We start from the raw sequence: 18,564 nt of genomic DNA, 5'->3' as shown, positions 1-18,564 counted from the left end.
TATGCCAGACACATGTCCCGCCGGCGGGACAAAGGAGCGACCGGCGAGCGCCGTCGCGCTCGCCGCGTGCTTGCCCGACGTTTCCCGGAAGTGCTAGTTTCCCCTTCACCAAATTCCGGATCTAACGTTTCGCGACCTCATGCGCTAAGGGAAACGTGAAGGAAACGCGTATGGAAAATAATTGGTGGGGAAGCCATCTACTGAACCGGGGCGTGGACGACGAATTATGGGCAATTTCCAGCGCACCAGTCACTCGAGGGCAGTTGCGCAAGACGGTCGCTGACCTCGGGGGGCACTTTCGGGAGCAGGGCATTACGGCGGGTAACTCGGTCCTTTTACGCATGAAACCGAGTTTCACCTATCTGCAAGTCCTGCTGGCCTTGTGGAGTCGCGGCGCACAGGTCGTCCTGGTCGACTTCCGGCTGCAACCGGCCGAATACGAGCCGCTGGTCGACCTGGTACGTCCGCAGTACGCCGTCGTCGCGACCGGGGCCGGCGGGCCGGTGGCCGGGTTCCGGCAGGAGTCCGACTTCGCCGTCCAACGGCTGCCGGACGGCCGACCGGCCTTCGACGGCGTCCGCCTGGTGCAGTTCAGTTCGGGCTCGACGGGCCGCCCCAAGGTGATCGGGCGGCCGGCCGACTCCGTGCTGGCCGAGCTCGACCGGCACAGCGCACTGCCCGGTGTCCCCGGCCGGGGGGATCGCGTGATGCTGCTGAACTCGGTCATGCACAACATGGGCCTGGTCAGTGGCGTGCTGCACGCCCTCGCGGCCGGGGCGACCCTGATCGTCCCACCGACGCTCCGCCCGGCCGAAGTGGTGCGCATGATGGCGCGGACCGAGGCGACCGCCGTGTACGGGACCCCCGTTCACTACGACCTGCTGTCCCGGGTCGGGAGCGGGCCCGAGCTGCCCGCGCTGCGGCTCGCGGTCTCCGGCGGTGAACGGGTGCCGCAGGAAACCTTCGATCGGTTCCGCACCCACTTCGGCCTGCCGATCAGTCCGGTCTACGGCGTGACCGAGTTCGGGTTGATCGCGGGCGACCTGTCCGGTGCGTCCACGCCTCCTCAGCTGGGGCCCCCGGTGCCGGGGGCCGAGGTGAGGGTGAACGGCGAGGAACTCTTCGTCAGGATGGGCCAGTCGCCGTACCTGTACAGCGAGCACACCGACCGCTTCGAGAACGGTTGGCTGCGCACCTACGACCGGGTGCACCAGGACCCGGCGACCGGGATTCTCGGCATGCTCGGGCGGGTCGACTCGTTGGTCGTCGTGGGCGGGCTGAAGGTGGACCTCACGGAGGTGGAGGCGGTCCTGCTCGATCACCCCCGGGTGACCGAGACGGTGGTGACCCATGGGGAGGTCATCGAGGCGTTCGTAGGCGCCGACCAGGCACTTACCCCGGATGAGCTCACCGCCTGGTGCCGGGAGCGGCTGAGCCCGGTCAAGAATCCCAAGCGGTTCTTCGTCACGCGCCAGTTGCCGCGGAACTCGATGGGAAAGCTGGTCCGCGACCGTGCGCTCATGCACGGGCGCGTCACGTCGGCATCGTCGTCGCAGACATAGGGGGATCAGTGATCTCGAAGGACGACATCAGAAAGATCTTGTCATCGAACGCGGGGCTCGGACCGCCCGAGGAACTACCCGACGACGCCGAGCTGGCGATCGACTCGTTCACCCTGGTCGTGCTCCAGCACAGACTGGAGGAGCGCCATGGCGTGGTCATCGACCCCCAGTTCGAGGATATGGCGCTGTTCACCTCGATCAACGGCATCCACACATACGTGACGGCGCTTCTGGAAGAGAAGTGACCGACCCGTCCCCCGCCACGACCGCCACGACCGTTTCACGCAGGGAGCAGCAATGACGAGCAACCCCTTCGAGAACCCCGACGGCACCTTCCTCGTGCTCGTCAACGACGAAGGCCAGCACTCGCTGTGGCCCGCGTTCGCCGAGGTGCCCGCGGGCTGGACCGTCGCACTCGCCGAGAGCGACCGTCCGGCCTGCCTCGCCTACATCGAGGAGCACTGGACCGACATGCGCCCGCTGAGCCTCGTACGCCGATAGGGGAACGTGATGGATGACGCCGCCTTCGCCCAACTGCTGCTGACCGAGAAGGATCTGGAGGAGTCGTTCTACGGCGAGGAACCGAGCGCCGCCTACGATCCCGTCTTCGTCTCCGGCGACGCATCAGGTCGGACCATCGTCGACCTGACGAACATGCTCACGCATGGCACGCACTCCGAGACGACGCATCACGCCTCCGCGCTGTTCACGAACATCGTGGGTTCGGTGGTGTTCCACCACGTCGCGCAATTCGGCAACGGGGCATGCCCGCAGGTGTATCAGGAACTCTTCGACGCGGTGCGCGACTGCACGCACTACCGGATGGGACTGAACGACGGCGTAGAGCTCGACATCACGAAAGTGAATCTGGAGCCGCTCGATCTGGGGGACGGCGGTTTCGTGGTGCGCTGGCTGTCCGCCGTAGACCACTTCCGTATCGAGACCGCCTGGGCGATCGTGCCCAAGGACGGCATCCTCACCTTCGTCAACACCCGCATTCCGGACGAGTCCGAGATCCATCGGCTCGCCCGCGTCGCCATCGATCGCGTCGTCGACCTGACGGGTTCGTCATGACGCCCACGGCATCCGTCGTCGACTTCGAGTCCGTACTGGAGTCGGTGGACTCGTGGCTGACCGAGTACATAGCGGCGAGCCATCCGGAGATCGGCCGCACGGGACCGATCTGCCCCTTCGTGTCCCCCTCCCGCAAGAACAGGACAATGGAGATCCGCCTGCGCCTTGTCGGGCACGCGCCGAGCCTCGAACTGGTCGAGGAGATCGCACGCAGCAGCCTGCGGGAGTACGAGCTGACGACCTGGCAGGGCCGGAATCCCATGCTGCAGGCCATGGTGACCGTCCTCCCCGATCTCCGCAGCGAGGACACCGGTCTGCTCGACCAGGCTCAGGCGCAGGTGAAGGACGACTTCGTGGCGCGGGGGCTCATGATCGGCCAGTTCCACGAGAACTGCGAGGTGACGGCGGCGCGCAATCCCCGCTTCGTGGTGAGCCGGGCGCCGGTGCCGGTCCTCGCGATCCGTGCGATCGCCCTCCACGATGTCTTCTTCCTGTCCGAACGGCCGCACTGGTTCCAGAAGTACCGGGAGAAGTTCGGCAAGTTCTACGGCCCGAATTCCACCCTCATGGATCCGCTTCTGATGGAGCGATTCCGGGAGAGCGAGCAGGCTTACGGACGGCCGTCGTGAGAGGGACGGATGTGCAGTTCGGCCAGGAATGCCTGCACATCCGTGGCCGTCTGCTTCGGGGTCGGCCGAGGACCGGAAGGGATCACCGGCTGGGCGGTGACGGTGGCCGTGCTGTTGCCCCAGACGCAACGTGAACTGGTCGTGTTCGCGACCTCGTATTCCACGCATCGCAGCTTGCCCCCGATGGGGCCGGGAGCGTAGTTCCGTACTGTGCCCGAATCCACTCGCGTGTTGAGAAGCACCGAGATGACGTCGTCGTCCTCCCCGGGATCGGATACGTCGACAGACGGGTCGAGTTCCAGGGTGACCGTGTAGGACTTCTTGCCGTCCGGGCGCACGTACGTCGCGTGTGCCGTCTCCTTGGTCGGGTCGAGATTGTCGCCGCCGCGCGTCGCCGACCACAGCGACTTGTCGCCCTTGCCCGCGAGCCGGTAGTCACCGAAGCCGACCGGCAGTTGGGCAGTGTGTTTGACCGGCGGCTCGTCCTCGTCCCCCACCGCACGCCAGGTCCCGACCGCCGCCCCGGCCGCGAGGACGACGGCAACGGCTCCACCGATCATCTTGCGACGCTTGCGGAGCCGGGCGGTCCGCGCCCTGGCGGCCGCCCAGTCGATGGGGCGTCCCAGGGGTCCGGCTTCAGGGGCGGCCGGTGGGCTCACGTGCGCGGCGTCGCCGACATCGGAGGGTGCGGGTGTCCCGGGGTTCGGCATGTGGCTCTTCCTTGCGTACTCAAATTCCGAGGCTTGCGCGGGTCACGGAGAGCCATACTGGTCGCCATGGATGAGGTCACGGTCATCGTCGCCCATCACGAGCGCGCGACGCTGCGGGTCGGCGACGTATTTCTGAAGATCGACGCCGACCGGACGCGCACCGACGACGAGGTCGAGGCGATGGCCCTGGCGCCGGTCCCGACCCCGGAAGTGCTCTGGCGCAAGCCGTCCGTGCTCGCGATCGCGGCGGTGCCTGGGACGGCGCTCGGCCGCCTCGGCGAGCCGTCGGCCGCGCCGCCGGCGGCGTGGGCCGCGGCCGGTGCCGCCGTGCGGAAGCTGCACGACGGCCCGTTGCCGCCCCGCACCGGCCGGGCCGGCCGGGACCTCGATGAGTTGGTGTCGGAACTCGACGGCGAGTGCGAGTGGCTCGTGGCGAACGGCGTCCTGCCCGCCGACCTGGTCACCCGCAACCGTGAGGTCGCCGAGGCCGCGCTCCGGCCGTGGACCCCGGTGTTCACGCACGGCGACCTGCAGATCGCCCACGTGTTCGTCGACGGCGACGAGATCACGGGCATCATCGACTGGTCCGAGGCGGGCCAGGGCGATGCGCTGTACGACCTCGCCACCTTGACGCTCGGACACGAGGAGCACCTCGGCGACGTCATCGCCGGTTATGGCACCGACGTCGGCCTCGACGTGATCCGCGCGTGGTGGTCGGTGCGGAGCCTGCTGGGGGTCCGCTGGCTGGTCGAGCACGGCTTCGACCCGGCCGCGCCGGGCTGCGAGGTCGACGTGCTGAGGTCCCGCATGTGAGCGGTCAGCCGCTTGCCGCGGGTCTTGCAGGGCAGCGCTGTTTCTCTTTTCAAAGCACTCGGTCGCGCGTAGTGTTTCGGTAATCGAAGCACCGCGCTTCGCGGCGAGAGGACATCGAACAATGTCTGCGACTCCGAGGCCGGGACATCCGGTGCGTGGTTCCACCACAGGGCGCCCGCTCATGGCCGCACTTGACCTGTTCGGCCGTCGCTGGGCCCTGCGGATCCTGTGGGAACTGCGCGACGGGCCACTGGGTTTCCGGGCTCTTCAGCAGCGGTGCGACGGCATGTCGTCCAGCGTGTTGCGCCAGCGACTGCTCGAGTTGCTCGAAGCACGGCTCGTACAGCGTGCCACCGATGAGAGCTACGGCCTGACGGCGCTCGGGAAGGAGGCGTGCGACGGGCTGACCGGCTTGCACGCGTGGGCGGAACGCTGGGCCGTCGAGCTCGGGACACACGGCCCCCCGCAAGGCCAGGACCAGTGAGAACCGGAGGAGCGCATGAGCGAACGGATATCTCCCCTGACGCGGCCCTTTCCACCGGAAAGCGAGGCCTTGCTGGGCCGGATGATGCCGCACGGCGAGGAGCCCATAGCCCTGTTCCGCGTATTCGCACACAACCGACAGCTCACCGAAGCGCTGCACGCGTGGGGCTCCTACCAGCTCAGCAGGCGGCTCAGCCTCGGCCTGCGAGACCGTGAGATCGTCATCGACCGTACCTGCGCTCTCTGCGGCTGCGAGTACGAGTGGGGCGTGCACGTGGCACGGTTCGCCGGCCGCGCCGAACTCACCGACGATCAGGTGTCGTCGCTGACGCACGGCACCGGTGCGGATCCCTGCTGGACGACTGAACGCGACCGCGTGCTGATCGATGCCGTCGACGCGCTCCACACTGCCTGCGACATCGACGATGATCTGTGGAGCCGCTTGCGCACGCAGTTCACGGAGGAACAGCTCCTCGACCTGCTCATGCTGTGCGGTTGGTATCACGCCATCAGCTTCACCGCCCGCGCGAGCAGGATCTCCCCGGAGCCCGGCGCACCGCGCTTCGCGGATATCCCGTCAGATCACGTTCGAGGGGGGTTCGGTAGCAGGGGGTGACGCGTGCGCGTCATGGCGCGGGGTCCGGGGGCCCGAAGCCGCTCACCATTCCTGGCGCTGGGTGACGCCGATGACGTAGCCGTGGGGGTCGGTGAAGTAGAAGAGCTTCTGGCCGTGGTGCTCCATGACGTCCTTCTCCACGGCGACCAGGGGCCGGATGGTCTCGACATACGTGTCGAAGTCGTCCACGGCCAGGTAGAACATCCCGAACGCGCCGACCGGGGTGTCCTTGAGCACCGGCAGCCAGTCGCGCAGGTGCGCGTCCCGGTAGAGCATCAGCGCGAACTCGCCCTCGAAGAGCAGGATGCGGATGTCGTCGCCGTCGGCGTCGCCACCGGGCAGGGCGGTGAAACCGAGCCGCTCATAGAAGTCGCAGGCGGCCTGCGTGTCCGGGACGCCGAGGCACGGGGAGATACGGGGAGCCTTCATCGCTGATCACTTCCTTGCTTACGAACAGTACATAAGTACTGTAAGCATGGATCGACAAGGTCCGCAATTCGGACCAATCGGTAACTTGCGGAGCGCCGACGGCGTCACACCCTGTACAGTACGTATGTACACAGCGACGCTCTCAGTGAGAAGGAGGGTCACGGTGACGGAGAAGCCCGCCCCCGCAACCCGACGGGCCCGTGACCCCCAGGCCCGGATCGCCGAAATCGCGGCGGCGACGGAACGGGTGATCGCCGAGCGCGGTATCGAGGGCCTCACCCACCGGGCGGTCGCCCAGGAGGCCCGTGTGCCGCTGGGCGCGACCACCTACCACTTCGCCACCAAGGACGACCTGATCACCACCGCACTGGAACGGTGCGTGGACCGCTTCGCCGCATACCTCGAAGACTGGGTCGCCCAGCGCCCCGACCTCACCCACGAACAGCTGACCGTGCTGCTCACCGACGTCCTGATGAGCTGCTTCGGCCCCCAACGCGACCAGCAGGTCGTGGAGTTCGAGCTCTACCTCGCCGCCCTGCGCCGCCCCGCCCTGCGTCCCGTCGCCGACCGGTACATCGAGCACACCGTCCAGGCGCTGGCCCACTACACCGACCCGGTCACCGCCACGACCGCGGCCGCCGCCATGAACGGCCTGACCCTGCGCGGCCTGGCCGGCACGAGCACCCCCCGACGCGCCGACGTCGAAGCGACCCTGCGCCGCATCCTCACCCCCAACCCCGCCCTCACCCCGCCCCGGAGCGAGGGTCACATCCGCCAGTGATGCTCCATCACGTCGAGCATCACCTTCGGCTTCTGCCACACGTCCCGCTCCTTGTGGGCCCAGTCGGAAGCCGCACGGCCCAGCGCTCGCGCCTCGTCCCGGTGGGAGGCGACCCAGCGGAGGTGCTGCGCCGCCTTCGCCACGTCCGGGACGCCGCGGACGCCGCACCGTCCCAGATGAGGCTCGTACACGTCCTCCCAGTGGGACGGGGTCACGGGCAGGACGAGATCGCCCGCGTCCGCGCAGACGTCGCCCTGGCCTTCGGAGGACAGGGCGATGACGGGCAGACCGGTTGCCATGCCCTCGACGAGCGGGAGGCCGAATCCTTCGCTGCCCAGGGCGAGGAGGACATCGGCCTGCTCGTACCAGTGCAGGATGCCGCGGGTCGGCTCATTCTCGTCGACGATCGTGATGCGGGGATCGCGCGCGGTCAGCCCGCCCCGGCCCTCCGCACCGAACCGCGCCTTGACCACGAGGCGAGCTGTCGGGTCCTCGGAGAAGGCCAGCTGCCACGCCTGTACCGCCTGGTCGACGTGTTTGCGCGGCACGACCGTGCCGACCACCAGCGTGGTGACGCCCTCGCGCTCCGGCCGTGCGACACAGGGGTACACGTCGGCATCGACACCGTCGGGGGTGACCTCGATGGGGGCGGTGATCCCACTGTCGCGGAACATGCGGGCGACGAAGCGGGTCGGCACCATCAGAACGCGCGCCCGGTCGAGCGGTCCGACCCAGCTCGCCGGCAGTCGGCTGGACTCCCACATGGTGTGGATCATGTGAGGGCGGTCGGCATACCGGTCGAGCTCGGGACGGACCCACGAGTTGAACAGCAGCGGGCCCGTCCCGATGGGTCCTGCTGCCGCCACGATGTCGAGCATCTCGGCCGAGAGGCCCTCCGTCTCCAGTTTGAAGGGGAGCGGATTGACCCGGACCCCGAGCCTGCTGAGGCCACGGGCGATGTACTCGGACATGCCGGCGTAGCCGTCGTAGATGTAGAACTCACCGGCCAGGTCCAGGGACTTGATCATCGCGGAGCCGTCACGAGCTCGGTTTCGCGCACCCAGCCGATGACCTCGTCCAGCATGACCTCCAGCGGGGTGTCGGCGACGAAGCCCAGGACTTCCTCGGCCTTGCTCGTGTCGGGCTTGCGCACGCGGACGTCGTCGGGAAAGGGCTCCTCGCGCCGGAGCACGAACGGCTCTCCGGGGTTGATCCGGGTCCAGACGGTCCTGGCCAGTTCGGCGATCGTGCAGCCGTGCCGGCCGGACAGGTTGAAGTCGTCGTTGTACGCGGCGTCCGACTCCATGGCGAGGACGACGCCGCGGGCCATGTCGCGGGCGTAGGTGAAGGTGCGGAACTGGTTCCCGTCCCCCAGGATGCGGAACGGGTTCTCCCGGCTCAGCGCCCGCTCGACGAAGTCGGGGATCACATGTCCGCGCACCATGCGCTGCTGGTCACCGGAGGACGTGCTGCTGTGCGGGGCGTGCCGCTCGCCCGCGCCGACGCAGTTGAACGGGCGGACGATGGTGTACGGCAGGCCGTACTGCGACCAGGCGGCCCGCGCGTAGTACTCGACGGCCAGCTTCTGGAATCCGTAGGCGGTGGAGGGCGGGCCGATCCGGCGTTCGTCACCCTCGCGGAAGCCGACGCCCGCATGGTGTTCGTACACCATGGAGGAGCTGAGGTAGGTGACCTTGCGCAGCTGCTCGCCCCGCCGTCTGATCCCCACCTCGGCCGCCGCGCCGACCAGCTGGTTGTTGGTGGTCAGGATGTCGTACGCGAGGTCCTTCATGTATCGCACGCCGCCGATGAGGGCGGCGTTGGCGATGAAGTGGTCGCAGCCCGCCGACAGTTCGTACAGGAGGTCCTTGTCCGCCGCGTCACCGACCACGTGCGTGTAGCGCTCGTGGTCGGGCAGTGTGCGCGCCGGTCGGCCGTACTTGGCGAGGTTGTCGAGGCCGACGACCGTGTACCCGCGGGTCAGCAGTTCTTCGACGACGTACCCGCCAAGGAAGCCGGCCGCCCCCGTCACCAGCACCTTCACATTGTTTCCCTTCTCACGTACGGATGTACCGATCTCATGTACCGATGTACCGAAATGTGTGACCCCGCGGTCCCGCGGAGCCGGTTCGCCTCACGCGAGGCGGGCCAACTGGCCTTCGCCGAAGGCGAGATACCGCACCGGACCGCTCAGCTCGGCGCCCGCCTCGGCGTGCAGGGCCCATGCGTCGTAGACAAGGCCGGGGCCCGCCATCCGCTCGGTGAGCCATTGCAAGGAGAGATCGGCGTACGCCCTGTGGTTGGTGCCGATGATGACCAGATTGGCGCCCTCTACAGCCTCTTTGGCCTCCGCGCACGGCTGGTAGCCGAGGGCCCGTTGCCGGTGTTCCGGCACGGCCGGGTCATGCGAACGGACCGTCACATCGCCGTATCGGCCGCGGAGTTGGCTCACGATCTCGACCGCCGGTGAGGATCGCTCGTCATCGGTCTCGGGGTGCCCCTTGAAGGCGACGCCGAGGAGCGCGACGGTCAGGGGGCCGAAGCCCTCGGTGCGCGTCACGTGCTCCGTCAGCTCGTCGGCGACCTGTGCCGCCGTCCCGCGATGGGCCGTGCGGACGCCGTTCAGGAGGTCGGAAGCCGGTGCCCCGTGAGCCAGGAAGGCCCGGGAGAGGATGGCCGTGTCCTTGGGGAGGCAGGATCCGCCGACCGGCCCGGCGAAGGGCATCGCAGCGCGGTCGTACCCGGCGGCCGCGGCGTCGCGCACCTCCCGTGCACTGACCCCCACGCTCCGGCAGAGCCGGGCGAGTTCGTTGGCGAAGGCGAAGACCGAGTAGCGGTAGGCGTTGCAGGCGAGCTTGGCCAGCTCCGCCGTCTCCAGGTCGGACACCTCGACGATGCCGGGTGTCAGCACCCGGAACAGGGCCGCGGCCCGCTCGGCCGCGCCGGAGGAGCCGGCGGACACGATCTGCGGGAGGCTGCGCAGCTCCTGCACGGCGATGCCCTGAACGGTCCGCTCCGGACAGAAGGCCAGCTCGATGTCCGCGTGGGTGCGCAGTTCGGCCAGGAGGCGCCGGGACGTCCCCACTGGCACGGTGGAGCGGAGGATCACCAGGTTCCCGTCGACCGCCACATCGGCCACCGACCTTGTCGCGCCCTCCACTTGGCGAAGGTCGGGCGTGCCGTCGTCGTCCACGGGGGTGCCCACGCACACGATGTACGCGTCCACGTCCCGGCCCGGCGGGACGGAGTCCGTCACCGTGAAGCGGCCGCTGTCGATCGCCCCGGCCAGATCCAGACCCTCCTCCCGTACGTGGGGCTCCTTGCGCGCCAACTGCTCGCGCACTGCCTCGTTCCGCTCGACACCGATGACCCGGCGGCCCTGCACGGCGAGCGTGACGGCGAGCGTCAGGCCCACGTAGCCGAGGCCGATCACGCAGACGGCGCCGGTCCCTTCCCGCGCCTTCACCTCGGCTCGCCCCCTTCCGGACGGCGGCCCACCGGTGGTCTCAGCGGGCGCCTCGGGCGCATATGGGTCTCCATGGCGTCGAGCAACGCGGGCCCCTTGTTCCATAAGTTGCGGTGCTTGTGCACCCACTGCGACGCGGCCACACCCATGGCCGTCGCCTCCTGCCGGTGGCCGGCCACCCAGCGCAGTCGCTCCGCGACCTCCTGGACGTCGGGGACGCCGCGTACCCCGCACCGCCCGTAGCCGGGCTCGTCCGCGACTTCCCACGTTTTGGGGCGTACGGACAGGAGGAGATCGCCCGCGTCCGCGCAGACGTCGCCCTGGCCTTCGGAGGACAGGGCGACGACGGGCAGACCGGTGGCCATGCCCTCGACGAGCGGGAGGCCGAACCCTTCGCTGCCCAGGGCAAGCAGGACATCGGCCTGCTCGTACCAGTGCAGGATGCCGCGGACCATCTCCTGGTCGTCGACCAGGGTGATGCGCGGGTCACTGACCGCGAGACCGTACGCCTGAGCCGTCTGGAAGCGGGATTTGATGATCAGACGCGCGTCCGGGTCGCCCTCGAAGGCCAGTTGCCAGGCGGCGATCGCCTCGGAGACGTGCTTGCGCGGCAGCACCGTGCCCACGATCAGCGTCGTCACGCCCTCGCGGGGCGGACGCTCGGTCCACGGGTACAGCTCGGGGTCGACGCCCTCGGGGATCACTTCGACGGGGACGGTCACGCCGCTGGAACGGCACACGTCGGCGACGAAGCGGGTCGGCACGATCACGGCGCGGGCGCGATTCAGCTTGCGGGGCCAGTCGGCGGGCAGCGCGCTCGACTCCCACATGGTGTGCACGAAGTGCTCGGTTCCCGCGTAGAGCTCGAGCTCCGGTTCCAGGGCGGCGGAGAAGAGAACGGGCCCTTCCTCATACGGTGTGGAGTTCACGAGGAGGTCATGCATCCGCGGGGACAGGCCCTCGGGGAATACCTTGATGGGGATGATGTTGACCCGAGCGCCTTCTCGGGCCATTCCCAGGGCCGCGTACTCTGCCAGGCTCCCGTAGCCATCCGCTACGAGGAAATGCGCCACCAGGTTAACGGGCGCAGGGTTCTGATTCACGATGTGACGGGCCTGCTTTCCACTTGTGACAGTCGGACGCATAACCGCGACCACCCCCAGCATCACGCCTCTGACCAGCGACCTTCTCTACAGAGACGGATGATCGATCGAAGTGGTCCTTCGGGACGCTAAGCAACTAATGCGATTTAGTCAACAGCCCATCCGGCGCGCCCCGTTGGGGGCTTCACCCGCCGCGTTCACCGGCAGATCCGATGCTTGACCCTGCGCCGAAAGGTGCTCTAGCGTGACGGTCGTTTCATGCGGAACGCAGTTCGACTTCACAATGAAGTCTCTTGTTTCTCCGTCGCCGACGGTGGGCAAGGGGCCGCTGCACACATCTGAATGACGTGCCGAATCCAGGCTGTCGCGGGGGGAACGGTGGAGCATTAGTGGATGAGCGAATAGCCGTGGTGACGGGGGCTGCCGGGGGAATCGGGTCGGCCACGGCCCGGTATCTGGCACGTGCGGGTGCCGCGGTCGCCCTTGCCGACATCGAGGCCGAGAGCGTCACCCGTCTCGCCGCTGAGATCACCGCCGCGGGCGGCCGCGCGCTGCCCGTCCGGTGCGACGTCACCGACCCGGTGCAGGTCAAGGCGATGGTGCGAACCGTCGCCCGGGAGTTCGGCGGCCCGCACATCCTGGTCAACAACGCGGGCGTCGTCAGGGACGGTGCCCTGCACCACATGTCCGAGGCCGACTGGGACGCGGTCCACTCCGTGAACCTGCGCGGGGCGTTCCTGTGTGCCAGAGCCGTGCACAAACACATGGCGAGGGCCCGCTGGGGGCGCATCCTCAATCTGTCGAGCGTCTCCGCGCTCGGCACCGCGGGCCAGGTCAACTACGCAGCTTCGAAAGCGGGGTTGGAGGGCATGACCCGCGCGTTGGCCGCGGAGCTCGGCCCGTTCGGCATCACGGTCAACGCCGTGGCGCCGGGATTCATCGAGACCCCGCTGACCACGGGCGCCGACAGCTTCGAGGGAGCAGTCGGCGGGCGGTCGACTGTGGTGGCCGAGACGGCTCCCATGCGCCGGGCCGGGCGCCCACAGGACGTGGCGGCGACGCTCGCCTTCCTCGCCGGGGACGGGGCTTCGTACATCACAGGTCAGACGATCCACGTCGACGGCGGGCTGCCCTTGGGGCGACTCCCCTTAAGCGGCTACGGGGTGGGAGATTGATGCGCCAGCACCGGCACCAGCAGCAGCAACAACAACACGTGCACAGGCCCATGCACTTGCCCGTACACATGCCCGTACACATGCACCGGCAAGTGGAACAGCACGCGGCCGAGCGCCCCGAAGCGTCCGCCGTGCGCGTCTTCACCGCCGGTCGATGGGTGGACACCGACTGGTTACGGCTGCGCGACATGGCAGCAGGGGTGAGCGAACACGCCCGCCGCACGTACCGGGCCGGTGCGCGCGTGGCCCTGGCGCTCGACAACTCCGCCGAGAGCCTCGCCGTGTTCCTCGGACTGACGTCTGCCTCGGTCGATGTCCTGTGCCTGGAGGCCGACCCGGCACGGGCCGAGGTGCGGCGGGCGGCGGCGCGGCGCGTCGGCGCCCGGGACTCCATCGGCCCGGTCGGCGGCGACGGCGTCCTGGCGTACGCGGACGTGCTGGAGACGGCCGAGGGGCCGCTGGAGGCGCCGGACCGGAACCCCGAGCTCCTCGGGATGACCTCCGGCTCCACGGGCGAGCCCCGGATCGTGCGCCAGAACCTCGCCAACATCGAGCGCGGCGGGTGCGTCTACCGCGACACGTACGGCTACACGGCGCACGACAGCCTGCTCGGCCCGATCCCGATGGCTCATTCCTTCGCCATGATGGGGCTGTTCGCGGGCGCCCTCATGTCCGGCGCCCGCATTGTCACCATGCCGCGCTTCAGCGTCAGCGCGGTGCACACGGCCTTCGACGAAGGCGCCACCGTCCTCCTCGGCACACCGATGATCTACCGCATTCTCGGCATGGCGTCGCTCCCCGCGGAGCGCGCGTCCTCCCTGCGTGCCCTGCTGTCGTCGGGCGGACCGCTGCCTACGGACACCCGGGCGCAGGCGGAGCGCGTGTTCGGTCTGCCGGTGCGCCAGATCTACGGCAGCACGGAGGCCGGCGTGATCGCCTGCCAGTACGACCGCGAGGAGCCGTGGCAGGACGGGTGCGCGGGTCGGATCCACCCCTCGGCGACATGGGAGCTGCGGCCCGCCGGGGTCGCCGACGCCCCGGCGGGGGCCGGGTGGCTGCACGTCCGCACCGCCACCTTGTTCGCCGGGTACCTGGGCGGCGACGACGCGCTTGACGAGAACGGTCTGTACGACACCGGGGACCTGGTCAGCGTCGGCCCCGGGGGCGATCTGACGGTCCTGGCGCGCAAGAGCAGCTTCATCAACGTCGGCGGGCGCAAGGTCGAGCCCGGCCGGGTGAGTGCCGTCCTCGACGCGTGTGCCGCCGTGGCGGAAGCGCATGTCTTCGGCCACGAGAAGGACGGTGAGGAGTCGGTGCACGCGGCGGTCGTGCTGCGGGATCCGTGCGCCGCATCGGTCGCCGATGTCCTTGCGTTCTGCCGCGAGCGCCTTGCCGCCTATGAAGTGCCGCACCGTGTGCACGTCCTGTCGGCCCTGCCGCGGACCTCGCTGGGGAAGGCGGATCTCACCGCGATCAAGCAGGCGTGCGCCCTGCCCGCGGTGGCGGGCACGGGCGGCGGGAGCGTGCGGTGACCCTTCGGCCCTGCCGCGATCAGGCTGCCGGGGCCCCGGACTCGGCGGCCACCACCGCCGCGAGATGCCCCGGAGTCGCCTGGTCGAAGACGGCCGTCACCAGGGCCGCGCGCAGCCGCTCGGCCCCCTCTCCTTCGACCGGGTGCAAGCGGTCGACGAGCCGAGTGATCAGATCGACCGCCCGCAACGAGTCGCCCCCGCTCGCCACGAAATCCTCGTCGGGCGTCAACGGGATACGGCTGAGAATGTCACCCATCTCCGCACCGATGACCCTGGATATGCGAACGACATCGCTGAACGCCTCGTCGGCTGCTCCGTTGACCATGGCCGCAATAGTAGAGGGATTCCCGGTGGACGAACAGCCCGGCCGTTGTCAGAAGTTGGCGAGGAGTCCACGATGACAGTGATCCGAGAGGTTTCCGGATACTGGCCCGAGAGTTCTGTTCCGGCCCGGGAGTTCCTGCGGCGGAGCGGAGTTCCCGAACCGCGTATCAAGGTTTATGAGCGGTACTTCGGATTCTCGCGGATCCGCGTCTGCGAGGAACCGGACACCGCACGACAGCTCTTGGCCGCGGCACGCGGTCTGGCGGGACTGCGGGGGAACGAGCACCGCGTTCGCCATGTACTCCAGGGCCGCACGATGCCCGTGGGCGCCCCCTATCCGCACAGCACCGTGCACGAGGTGCGCGACGCCCTCGGGCTGCACGGCGCGCGCGCCTTCTGCGTGACCCAGCACGCCTGCGCGGCGGGCCTGCTCGCCGTCGAACTCGCCGGGCGGCTGCTGACCGACGACGGTGATCCGGAGGCGCTCGCGCTGGTCCTGACGGGGGAAAAGGTGTTCACGGAGGGCGCCCGCGTGATCCCCGACACCGGCGTGATGGGGGAATGCGCGGCGGCCGTCCTGGTCGGCCCGAGCGGTCCGGGCGACCGCCTCCTCGGCTATGCGACGCAGACCTGCGGCGCCTTCGAGGACGGCATGGACATGGCCCCGGAAGCGGCCGAAGCGTTCCAGGAGGTCTATCCGAAGGTGCTGGCGGATGTCATCAGGTCCGCCGTGGCACGCGCCGGCCTCACCGTCGGGGACATCGACCTGATTCTGCCGCACAACGTCAATCGGCTGTCCTGGATGCCGGTTCTCAAGGAGCTCGGAATGCGCGGCACCGACCGCCTCTTCACCGAGAACATCGCGGAAATCGGGCACTGCTTCGGCGCGGACCCCTTCCTCAACCACCTGTCCGCCCGCGCAGCAGGACGGTTGATTCCGGGAAGCCGGTATGTGATGACCGCAGTCGGACTCGGCGCGACATTTTCCGCCATGGCCTTCGAACACGGAAAGTGAGTACGGAAAGTGAGTTCTGACAAAGGCACCGTGAACACGAATGCCGCCAAATCCTGGCCCACCCGGATACGTCGCGTACTCGCCGGAGCCGCGGACACGCCGATGGTGCTGCTCGGCAACTTCGAGGTCGAGAACCAATGGGCCGCGGACGAACCGGGGCTGCCGCGGATCGCGGTGAGTGCCACCCGCGAGATCGCCCACCGCATGGATGAGTTCTGTCTGCTGTTAGCGGGACCGGACGATCATGTGCTCCTCAAGTCGGCGCCCGACGAAGCCCACTTGTCGCACCTCGCGGCACTGGGTTTCGAGCTGCCGCGCGTACTGACCCCCGCTGTGCAGGATCCGGTCCGAACGGTCACGGAGGACGTGCTCGCCGACCCCGCCCTCCTCAAAGAGATCGGGGCGCTCACCGGCAGCCCCGTGCTCTGGCCGCACGGGGTGTCCGAGCGGGAGGAACTCCTCGCCGAGAGCACCGGCCTGCGGCTCGCGGGACCGTCCGCACAGATCTGCAAAGCGGTCAACGGCAAGGCCTACAGCCGGGAGATCGCCGACGAGCTGGGGCTGCGACAGCCGCGGGGCTGGGTCTGCCGCACGGTCGGCGAACTGCTCGGCGCCGCCGCCGAGTCCGGGCACCTCCTGGACCGGGGAGGCACGGTCGTGCTGAAGGACTCCTACGGAGTGTCGGGCAAAGGGCTGCTCGTCGTCTCCGACCGGTCGGCCCTGGACCGTGTCGTACGGAAGATCGCCCGACGCGCGGAGCGCACGGGCGACGACCGCGTGAACATGGTCGTCGAGACGTGGGTGGCCAAGAAGACCGACCTGAACTACCAGTTCACCATCGACCGGACCGGCACCCGCACGTTCGACTTCGTGCGGGAGGCCGTCACGGAGGGCGGCGTCCACAAGGGCCACCGCATTCCGGCCCGTCTCGACAGCCACCAGCGTGCGGGGCTCGCGGAGGCGTCGCGCAGGATCGGGGCCCGGCTCCACGCCGACGGCTATGTCGGCACGGTCGGGGTCGACGCCATGGTGGACCCGGACGACGGGCTGTATCCCCTCGTGGAGATCAACGCCCGCAACAACATGTCGACGTACCAGGAACGCGTGCGCGAACGGCTCGTTCCCGAGGGGCGGGTCGCACTCGCCACCCAGTACCCCCTCACCCTCCGCGGCCATCTGCCGTTCGACCGCCTGGCCGACCGGCTCGGCGACACCCTGCTGACACCCGCGTCCTCCGAGGGGCTCCTCGTCAACAACTACGCCACCGTCAACGCGGCCGAGCACCGGCTCGACGCCGACGGCCGGGAGACCTTCGACGGCCGCCTGTACGGAATCGTCGTGGCGGAGAACGACGACCGTCTCGCCGCCCTCGACCAGCGGATCGCCGCACACATCACGGCCCTCACGGAGGAGAACCGGCATGGCCACTGACCCCTCGCCCGCCACCGAGCTCCACATCCAGGGCCTCTCCGGCACGGACCTGGCAGCCGAGTTCGGCACTCCGCTGTACGTGTACGACGCGGCGGCGATAACCCGCCAGTACCAGGACCTGCGCGACCTGCTCCATCCTCACCTGGAGATCTTCTACTCGTTCAAGGCCAACCCCAACGCCTCGGTCTGCGCCCTGCTCGGCTCCCTCGGGGCGCGCGCGGAGGTCTCCTCGCTGGCCGAACTGACCACGGCGCGACGAGCCGGATTCGAACCGGACGACATCGTCTTCCCCGGCCCCGGCAAGAGCACCGAGGAGCTCATCGCCTGTCTGGACGCGGGGATCGCGGCGATCGTCTGCGAATCCCTGGACGAGCTGGAACTCATCGACCGGCTCGCCACCGAGCGAGGCGTCACCGCGCGGGTGGCGCTCCGCGTCAACCCGAACTTCTCCGTCAAGGGCGCCAAGCTCGTGATGAGCGGCACCAGCAGGCAGTTCGGCATCGACCAGGAAACGCTGCTCGCCCAGCGGGACCTGGCGCTGCGCTTCCCCTCGGTGCGCCTGATCGGCGTCCACATCTACATGGGGACGCGCGTCCTGGAAGAGCGCGTGGTGGCCGAGCACACCGAGCGCATCCTGGAAGCGGCCGAGCAACTCTCCGCCGCCCTCGACTTCTCCCTCGAACTCGTCGACATCGGGGGCGGTCTGGGCGTTCCGTACTTCGACGGTGAGCGTGCCCTCGACCCCGCGGCCCTCACCGCGCTGCTGAATCCGCTCATCGAGAAGTTCACCGCCGACCACCCCCGGACGCGGCTCGTCATGGAACTGGGCCGCTACCTCACGGCGCCCGCGGGCATCTACCTGACCCGGGTGCGCTATCTCAAGGAATCGCGGGGCGAGCGGTTCGCGATCGTCGACGGCGGCACGCACCACCACATGGCGGCGGTCGGCATCGGATCGTTCGTCAAGCGCAACTTCCCGATACGGCTGCTCAACCGCGCTGCCACCGAAGAGCACCAGGCATGGAACATCGCCGGCCCCCTCTGCACGCCCAACGACACGCTGGGCAAGAAGGTGGCCCTGCCGCCCCTCCGCGTCGGCGACCTCATCGGCGTACTCCAGTCCGGCGCCTACGGGCCGAGCGCGTCGCCCGTCCTCTTCCTCAGCCACGGCCACCCCGCCGAAGTCCTCGTCCACGAGGGCCGGGCCCTGCTGGTACGGGCCCGTGACGGCATCGACGACCTGCTCGGCAAGCAGTACAGCCACGACTTCACCAGCGCCGACGGCCGGGCGAGCGCGCCCTGACGCGAACGACCACCCGGACGAAGACGAAGAAGAAGACGAAGGAGAGAGAAGACCATCGTGAACGCACCTGCCCAGTCCTCCGCCGGACTGCCCCTCATCACCCGGACCACCATCTCCG

General features: G+C 68.9%; 21 protein-coding genes. 14 read left to right on the top strand and 7 right to left on the bottom strand.

Annotated features, from left to right (window positions below):
- The first annotated feature begins 170 nt into the window (after nucleotides 1-170).
- From ABZ953_RS09815 to ABZ953_RS09795, 5 genes are read left to right on the top strand one after another with little or no spacing between them, the layout of a single operon-like run.
- Nucleotides 171-1,562: a class I adenylate-forming enzyme family protein gene (locus ABZ953_RS09815; RefSeq protein WP_361720159.1), complete on the top strand. Its 1,392-nt coding sequence runs from the start codon at nucleotides 171-173 to the stop codon at nucleotides 1,560-1,562.
- Between the two features lie 8 nt (nucleotides 1,563-1,570).
- The gene (locus ABZ953_RS09810; protein WP_361719537.1) at nucleotides 1,571-1,807 is read left to right on the top strand and encodes an acyl carrier protein; all 237 of its coding nucleotides are present in this window, start codon (nucleotides 1,571-1,573) and stop codon (nucleotides 1,805-1,807) included.
- A gap of 52 nt (nucleotides 1,808-1,859) precedes the next feature.
- Nucleotides 1,860-2,063, top strand: a complete 204-nt coding sequence (locus ABZ953_RS09805; RefSeq protein WP_361719534.1) for an MbtH family protein — start codon at nucleotides 1,860-1,862, stop codon at nucleotides 2,061-2,063.
- Between the two features lie 9 nt (nucleotides 2,064-2,072).
- Nucleotides 2,073-2,636 carry a hypothetical protein gene (locus tag ABZ953_RS09800; protein ID WP_361719531.1) on the top strand — a complete coding sequence of 188 codons (564 nt, stop codon included), beginning with the start codon at nucleotides 2,073-2,075 and terminating at the stop codon, nucleotides 2,634-2,636.
- Nucleotides 2,633-3,265, top strand: a complete 633-nt coding sequence (locus tag ABZ953_RS09795) for a DUF6875 domain-containing protein (RefSeq protein WP_361719528.1) — start codon at nucleotides 2,633-2,635, stop codon at nucleotides 3,263-3,265. The genes ABZ953_RS09800 and ABZ953_RS09795 overlap by 4 nt, the downstream gene beginning before the upstream one ends.
- Here ABZ953_RS09795 and ABZ953_RS09790 read toward each other — a convergent pair.
- Nucleotides 3,247-3,975: a hypothetical protein gene (locus ABZ953_RS09790; RefSeq protein WP_361719525.1), complete on the bottom strand. Its 729-nt coding sequence runs from the start codon at nucleotides 3,973-3,975 to the stop codon at nucleotides 3,247-3,249. The two genes, ABZ953_RS09795 and ABZ953_RS09790, sit on opposite strands and share 19 nt — an antisense overlap.
- Before the next feature lie 66 nt (nucleotides 3,976-4,041).
- Here ABZ953_RS09790 and ABZ953_RS09785 point away from each other — a divergent pair, with 66 nt between their 5' ends.
- From ABZ953_RS09785 to ABZ953_RS09775, 3 genes are all read left to right on the top strand, one after another.
- Nucleotides 4,042-4,788 (top strand): phosphotransferase, encoded by a 747-nt coding sequence (locus tag ABZ953_RS09785; protein WP_361719522.1) that lies wholly within the window; start codon nucleotides 4,042-4,044, stop codon nucleotides 4,786-4,788.
- A gap of 181 nt (nucleotides 4,789-4,969) precedes the next feature.
- On the top strand, nucleotides 4,970-5,272 hold the full coding sequence (locus tag ABZ953_RS09780) for a winged helix-turn-helix transcriptional regulator (protein ID WP_361719519.1): 303 nt from the start codon (nucleotides 4,970-4,972) through the stop codon (nucleotides 5,270-5,272).
- Between the two features lie 15 nt (nucleotides 5,273-5,287).
- Nucleotides 5,288-5,887 (top strand): carboxymuconolactone decarboxylase family protein, encoded by a 600-nt coding sequence (locus ABZ953_RS09775; RefSeq protein ID WP_361719516.1) that lies wholly within the window; start codon nucleotides 5,288-5,290, stop codon nucleotides 5,885-5,887.
- A 42-nt stretch (nucleotides 5,888-5,929) separates the two neighbouring features.
- Here the strand turns inward: ABZ953_RS09775 and ABZ953_RS09770 are convergent, their stop codons facing one another.
- Nucleotides 5,930-6,316, bottom strand: coding sequence for a VOC family protein (locus ABZ953_RS09770; RefSeq protein WP_361719513.1), 387 nt, complete (start codon nucleotides 6,314-6,316; stop codon nucleotides 5,930-5,932).
- A gap of 163 nt (nucleotides 6,317-6,479) precedes the next feature.
- On the opposite strand from ABZ953_RS09770, the gene ABZ953_RS09765 reads away from it, so the two are divergent.
- On the top strand, nucleotides 6,480-7,097 hold the full coding sequence (locus ABZ953_RS09765; protein ID WP_361719510.1) for a TetR family transcriptional regulator: 618 nt from the start codon (nucleotides 6,480-6,482) through the stop codon (nucleotides 7,095-7,097).
- On the opposite strand, the gene ABZ953_RS09760 is transcribed toward ABZ953_RS09765, so the two are convergent.
- The 4 genes from ABZ953_RS09760 to ABZ953_RS09745 all read right to left on the bottom strand — a co-directional run bounded on the left by ABZ953_RS09760 (nucleotide 7,082) and on the right by ABZ953_RS09745 (nucleotide 11,492).
- Nucleotides 7,082-8,125 carry a glycosyltransferase gene (locus tag ABZ953_RS09760; RefSeq protein WP_361719507.1) on the bottom strand — a complete coding sequence of 348 codons (1,044 nt, stop codon included), beginning with the start codon at nucleotides 8,123-8,125 and terminating at the stop codon, nucleotides 7,082-7,084. The two genes, ABZ953_RS09765 and ABZ953_RS09760, sit on opposite strands and share 16 nt — an antisense overlap.
- Nucleotides 8,122-9,141, bottom strand: a complete 1,020-nt coding sequence (locus ABZ953_RS09755; protein ID WP_361719504.1) for an NAD(P)-dependent oxidoreductase — start codon at nucleotides 9,139-9,141, stop codon at nucleotides 8,122-8,124. The genes ABZ953_RS09760 and ABZ953_RS09755 overlap by 4 nt, the downstream gene beginning before the upstream one ends.
- A 90-nt stretch (nucleotides 9,142-9,231) precedes the next feature.
- Nucleotides 9,232-10,563, bottom strand: coding sequence for a nucleotide sugar dehydrogenase (locus ABZ953_RS09750; protein ID WP_361719501.1), 1,332 nt, complete (start codon nucleotides 10,561-10,563; stop codon nucleotides 9,232-9,234).
- Nucleotides 10,560-11,492: a glycosyltransferase family 4 protein gene (locus ABZ953_RS09745; RefSeq protein ID WP_361719498.1), complete on the bottom strand. Its 933-nt coding sequence runs from the start codon at nucleotides 11,490-11,492 to the stop codon at nucleotides 10,560-10,562. The genes ABZ953_RS09750 and ABZ953_RS09745 overlap by 4 nt, the downstream gene beginning before the upstream one ends.
- Before the next feature lie 563 nt (nucleotides 11,493-12,055).
- On the opposite strand from ABZ953_RS09745, the gene ABZ953_RS09740 reads away from it, so the two are divergent.
- Entirely contained in the window at nucleotides 12,056-12,841 is a 786-nt protein-coding gene (locus ABZ953_RS09740) for an SDR family NAD(P)-dependent oxidoreductase (RefSeq protein WP_361719495.1), read from the top strand.
- An 80-nt stretch (nucleotides 12,842-12,921) separates the two neighbouring features.
- On the top strand, nucleotides 12,922-14,373 hold the full coding sequence (locus ABZ953_RS09735; RefSeq protein WP_361719492.1) for a fatty acid--CoA ligase family protein: 1,452 nt from the start codon (nucleotides 12,922-12,924) through the stop codon (nucleotides 14,371-14,373).
- Between the two features lie 19 nt (nucleotides 14,374-14,392).
- On the opposite strand, the gene ABZ953_RS09730 is transcribed toward ABZ953_RS09735, so the two are convergent.
- Nucleotides 14,393-14,698: a phosphopantetheine-binding protein gene (locus ABZ953_RS09730; RefSeq protein WP_361719489.1), complete on the bottom strand. Its 306-nt coding sequence runs from the start codon at nucleotides 14,696-14,698 to the stop codon at nucleotides 14,393-14,395.
- Between the two features lie 72 nt (nucleotides 14,699-14,770).
- On the opposite strand from ABZ953_RS09730, the gene ABZ953_RS09725 reads away from it, so the two are divergent.
- Genes ABZ953_RS09725 through lysA form a run of 3 tightly spaced genes read left to right on the top strand, consistent with a single transcriptional unit; the run spans nucleotide 14,771 to nucleotide 18,446 of the window.
- Nucleotides 14,771-15,712: a 3-oxoacyl-[acyl-carrier-protein] synthase III C-terminal domain-containing protein gene (locus tag ABZ953_RS09725; protein WP_361719486.1), complete on the top strand. Its 942-nt coding sequence runs from the start codon at nucleotides 14,771-14,773 to the stop codon at nucleotides 15,710-15,712.
- Nucleotides 15,713-15,742: 30 nt separating this feature from the next.
- Nucleotides 15,743-17,143, top strand: coding sequence for a hypothetical protein (locus tag ABZ953_RS09720; RefSeq protein ID WP_361719483.1), 1,401 nt, complete (start codon nucleotides 15,743-15,745; stop codon nucleotides 17,141-17,143).
- Complete coding sequence (lysA, locus tag ABZ953_RS09715) at nucleotides 17,133-18,446, top strand: diaminopimelate decarboxylase (protein WP_361719480.1); 1,314 nt, start codon at nucleotides 17,133-17,135, stop codon at nucleotides 18,444-18,446. Before ABZ953_RS09720 ends, lysA begins: the two co-directional genes overlap by 11 nt.
- Nucleotides 18,447-18,564 lie beyond the last annotated feature (118 nt).

The sequence above is a fragment of the Streptomyces sp. NPDC046465 genome (assembly GCF_040646035.1).
Taxonomy (GTDB): Bacteria; Actinomycetota; Actinomycetes; order Streptomycetales; family Streptomycetaceae; genus Streptomyces.
Note: the sequence above shows the minus strand (reverse complement) of the source record. Positions and strands in the feature narration are given on the sequence as shown.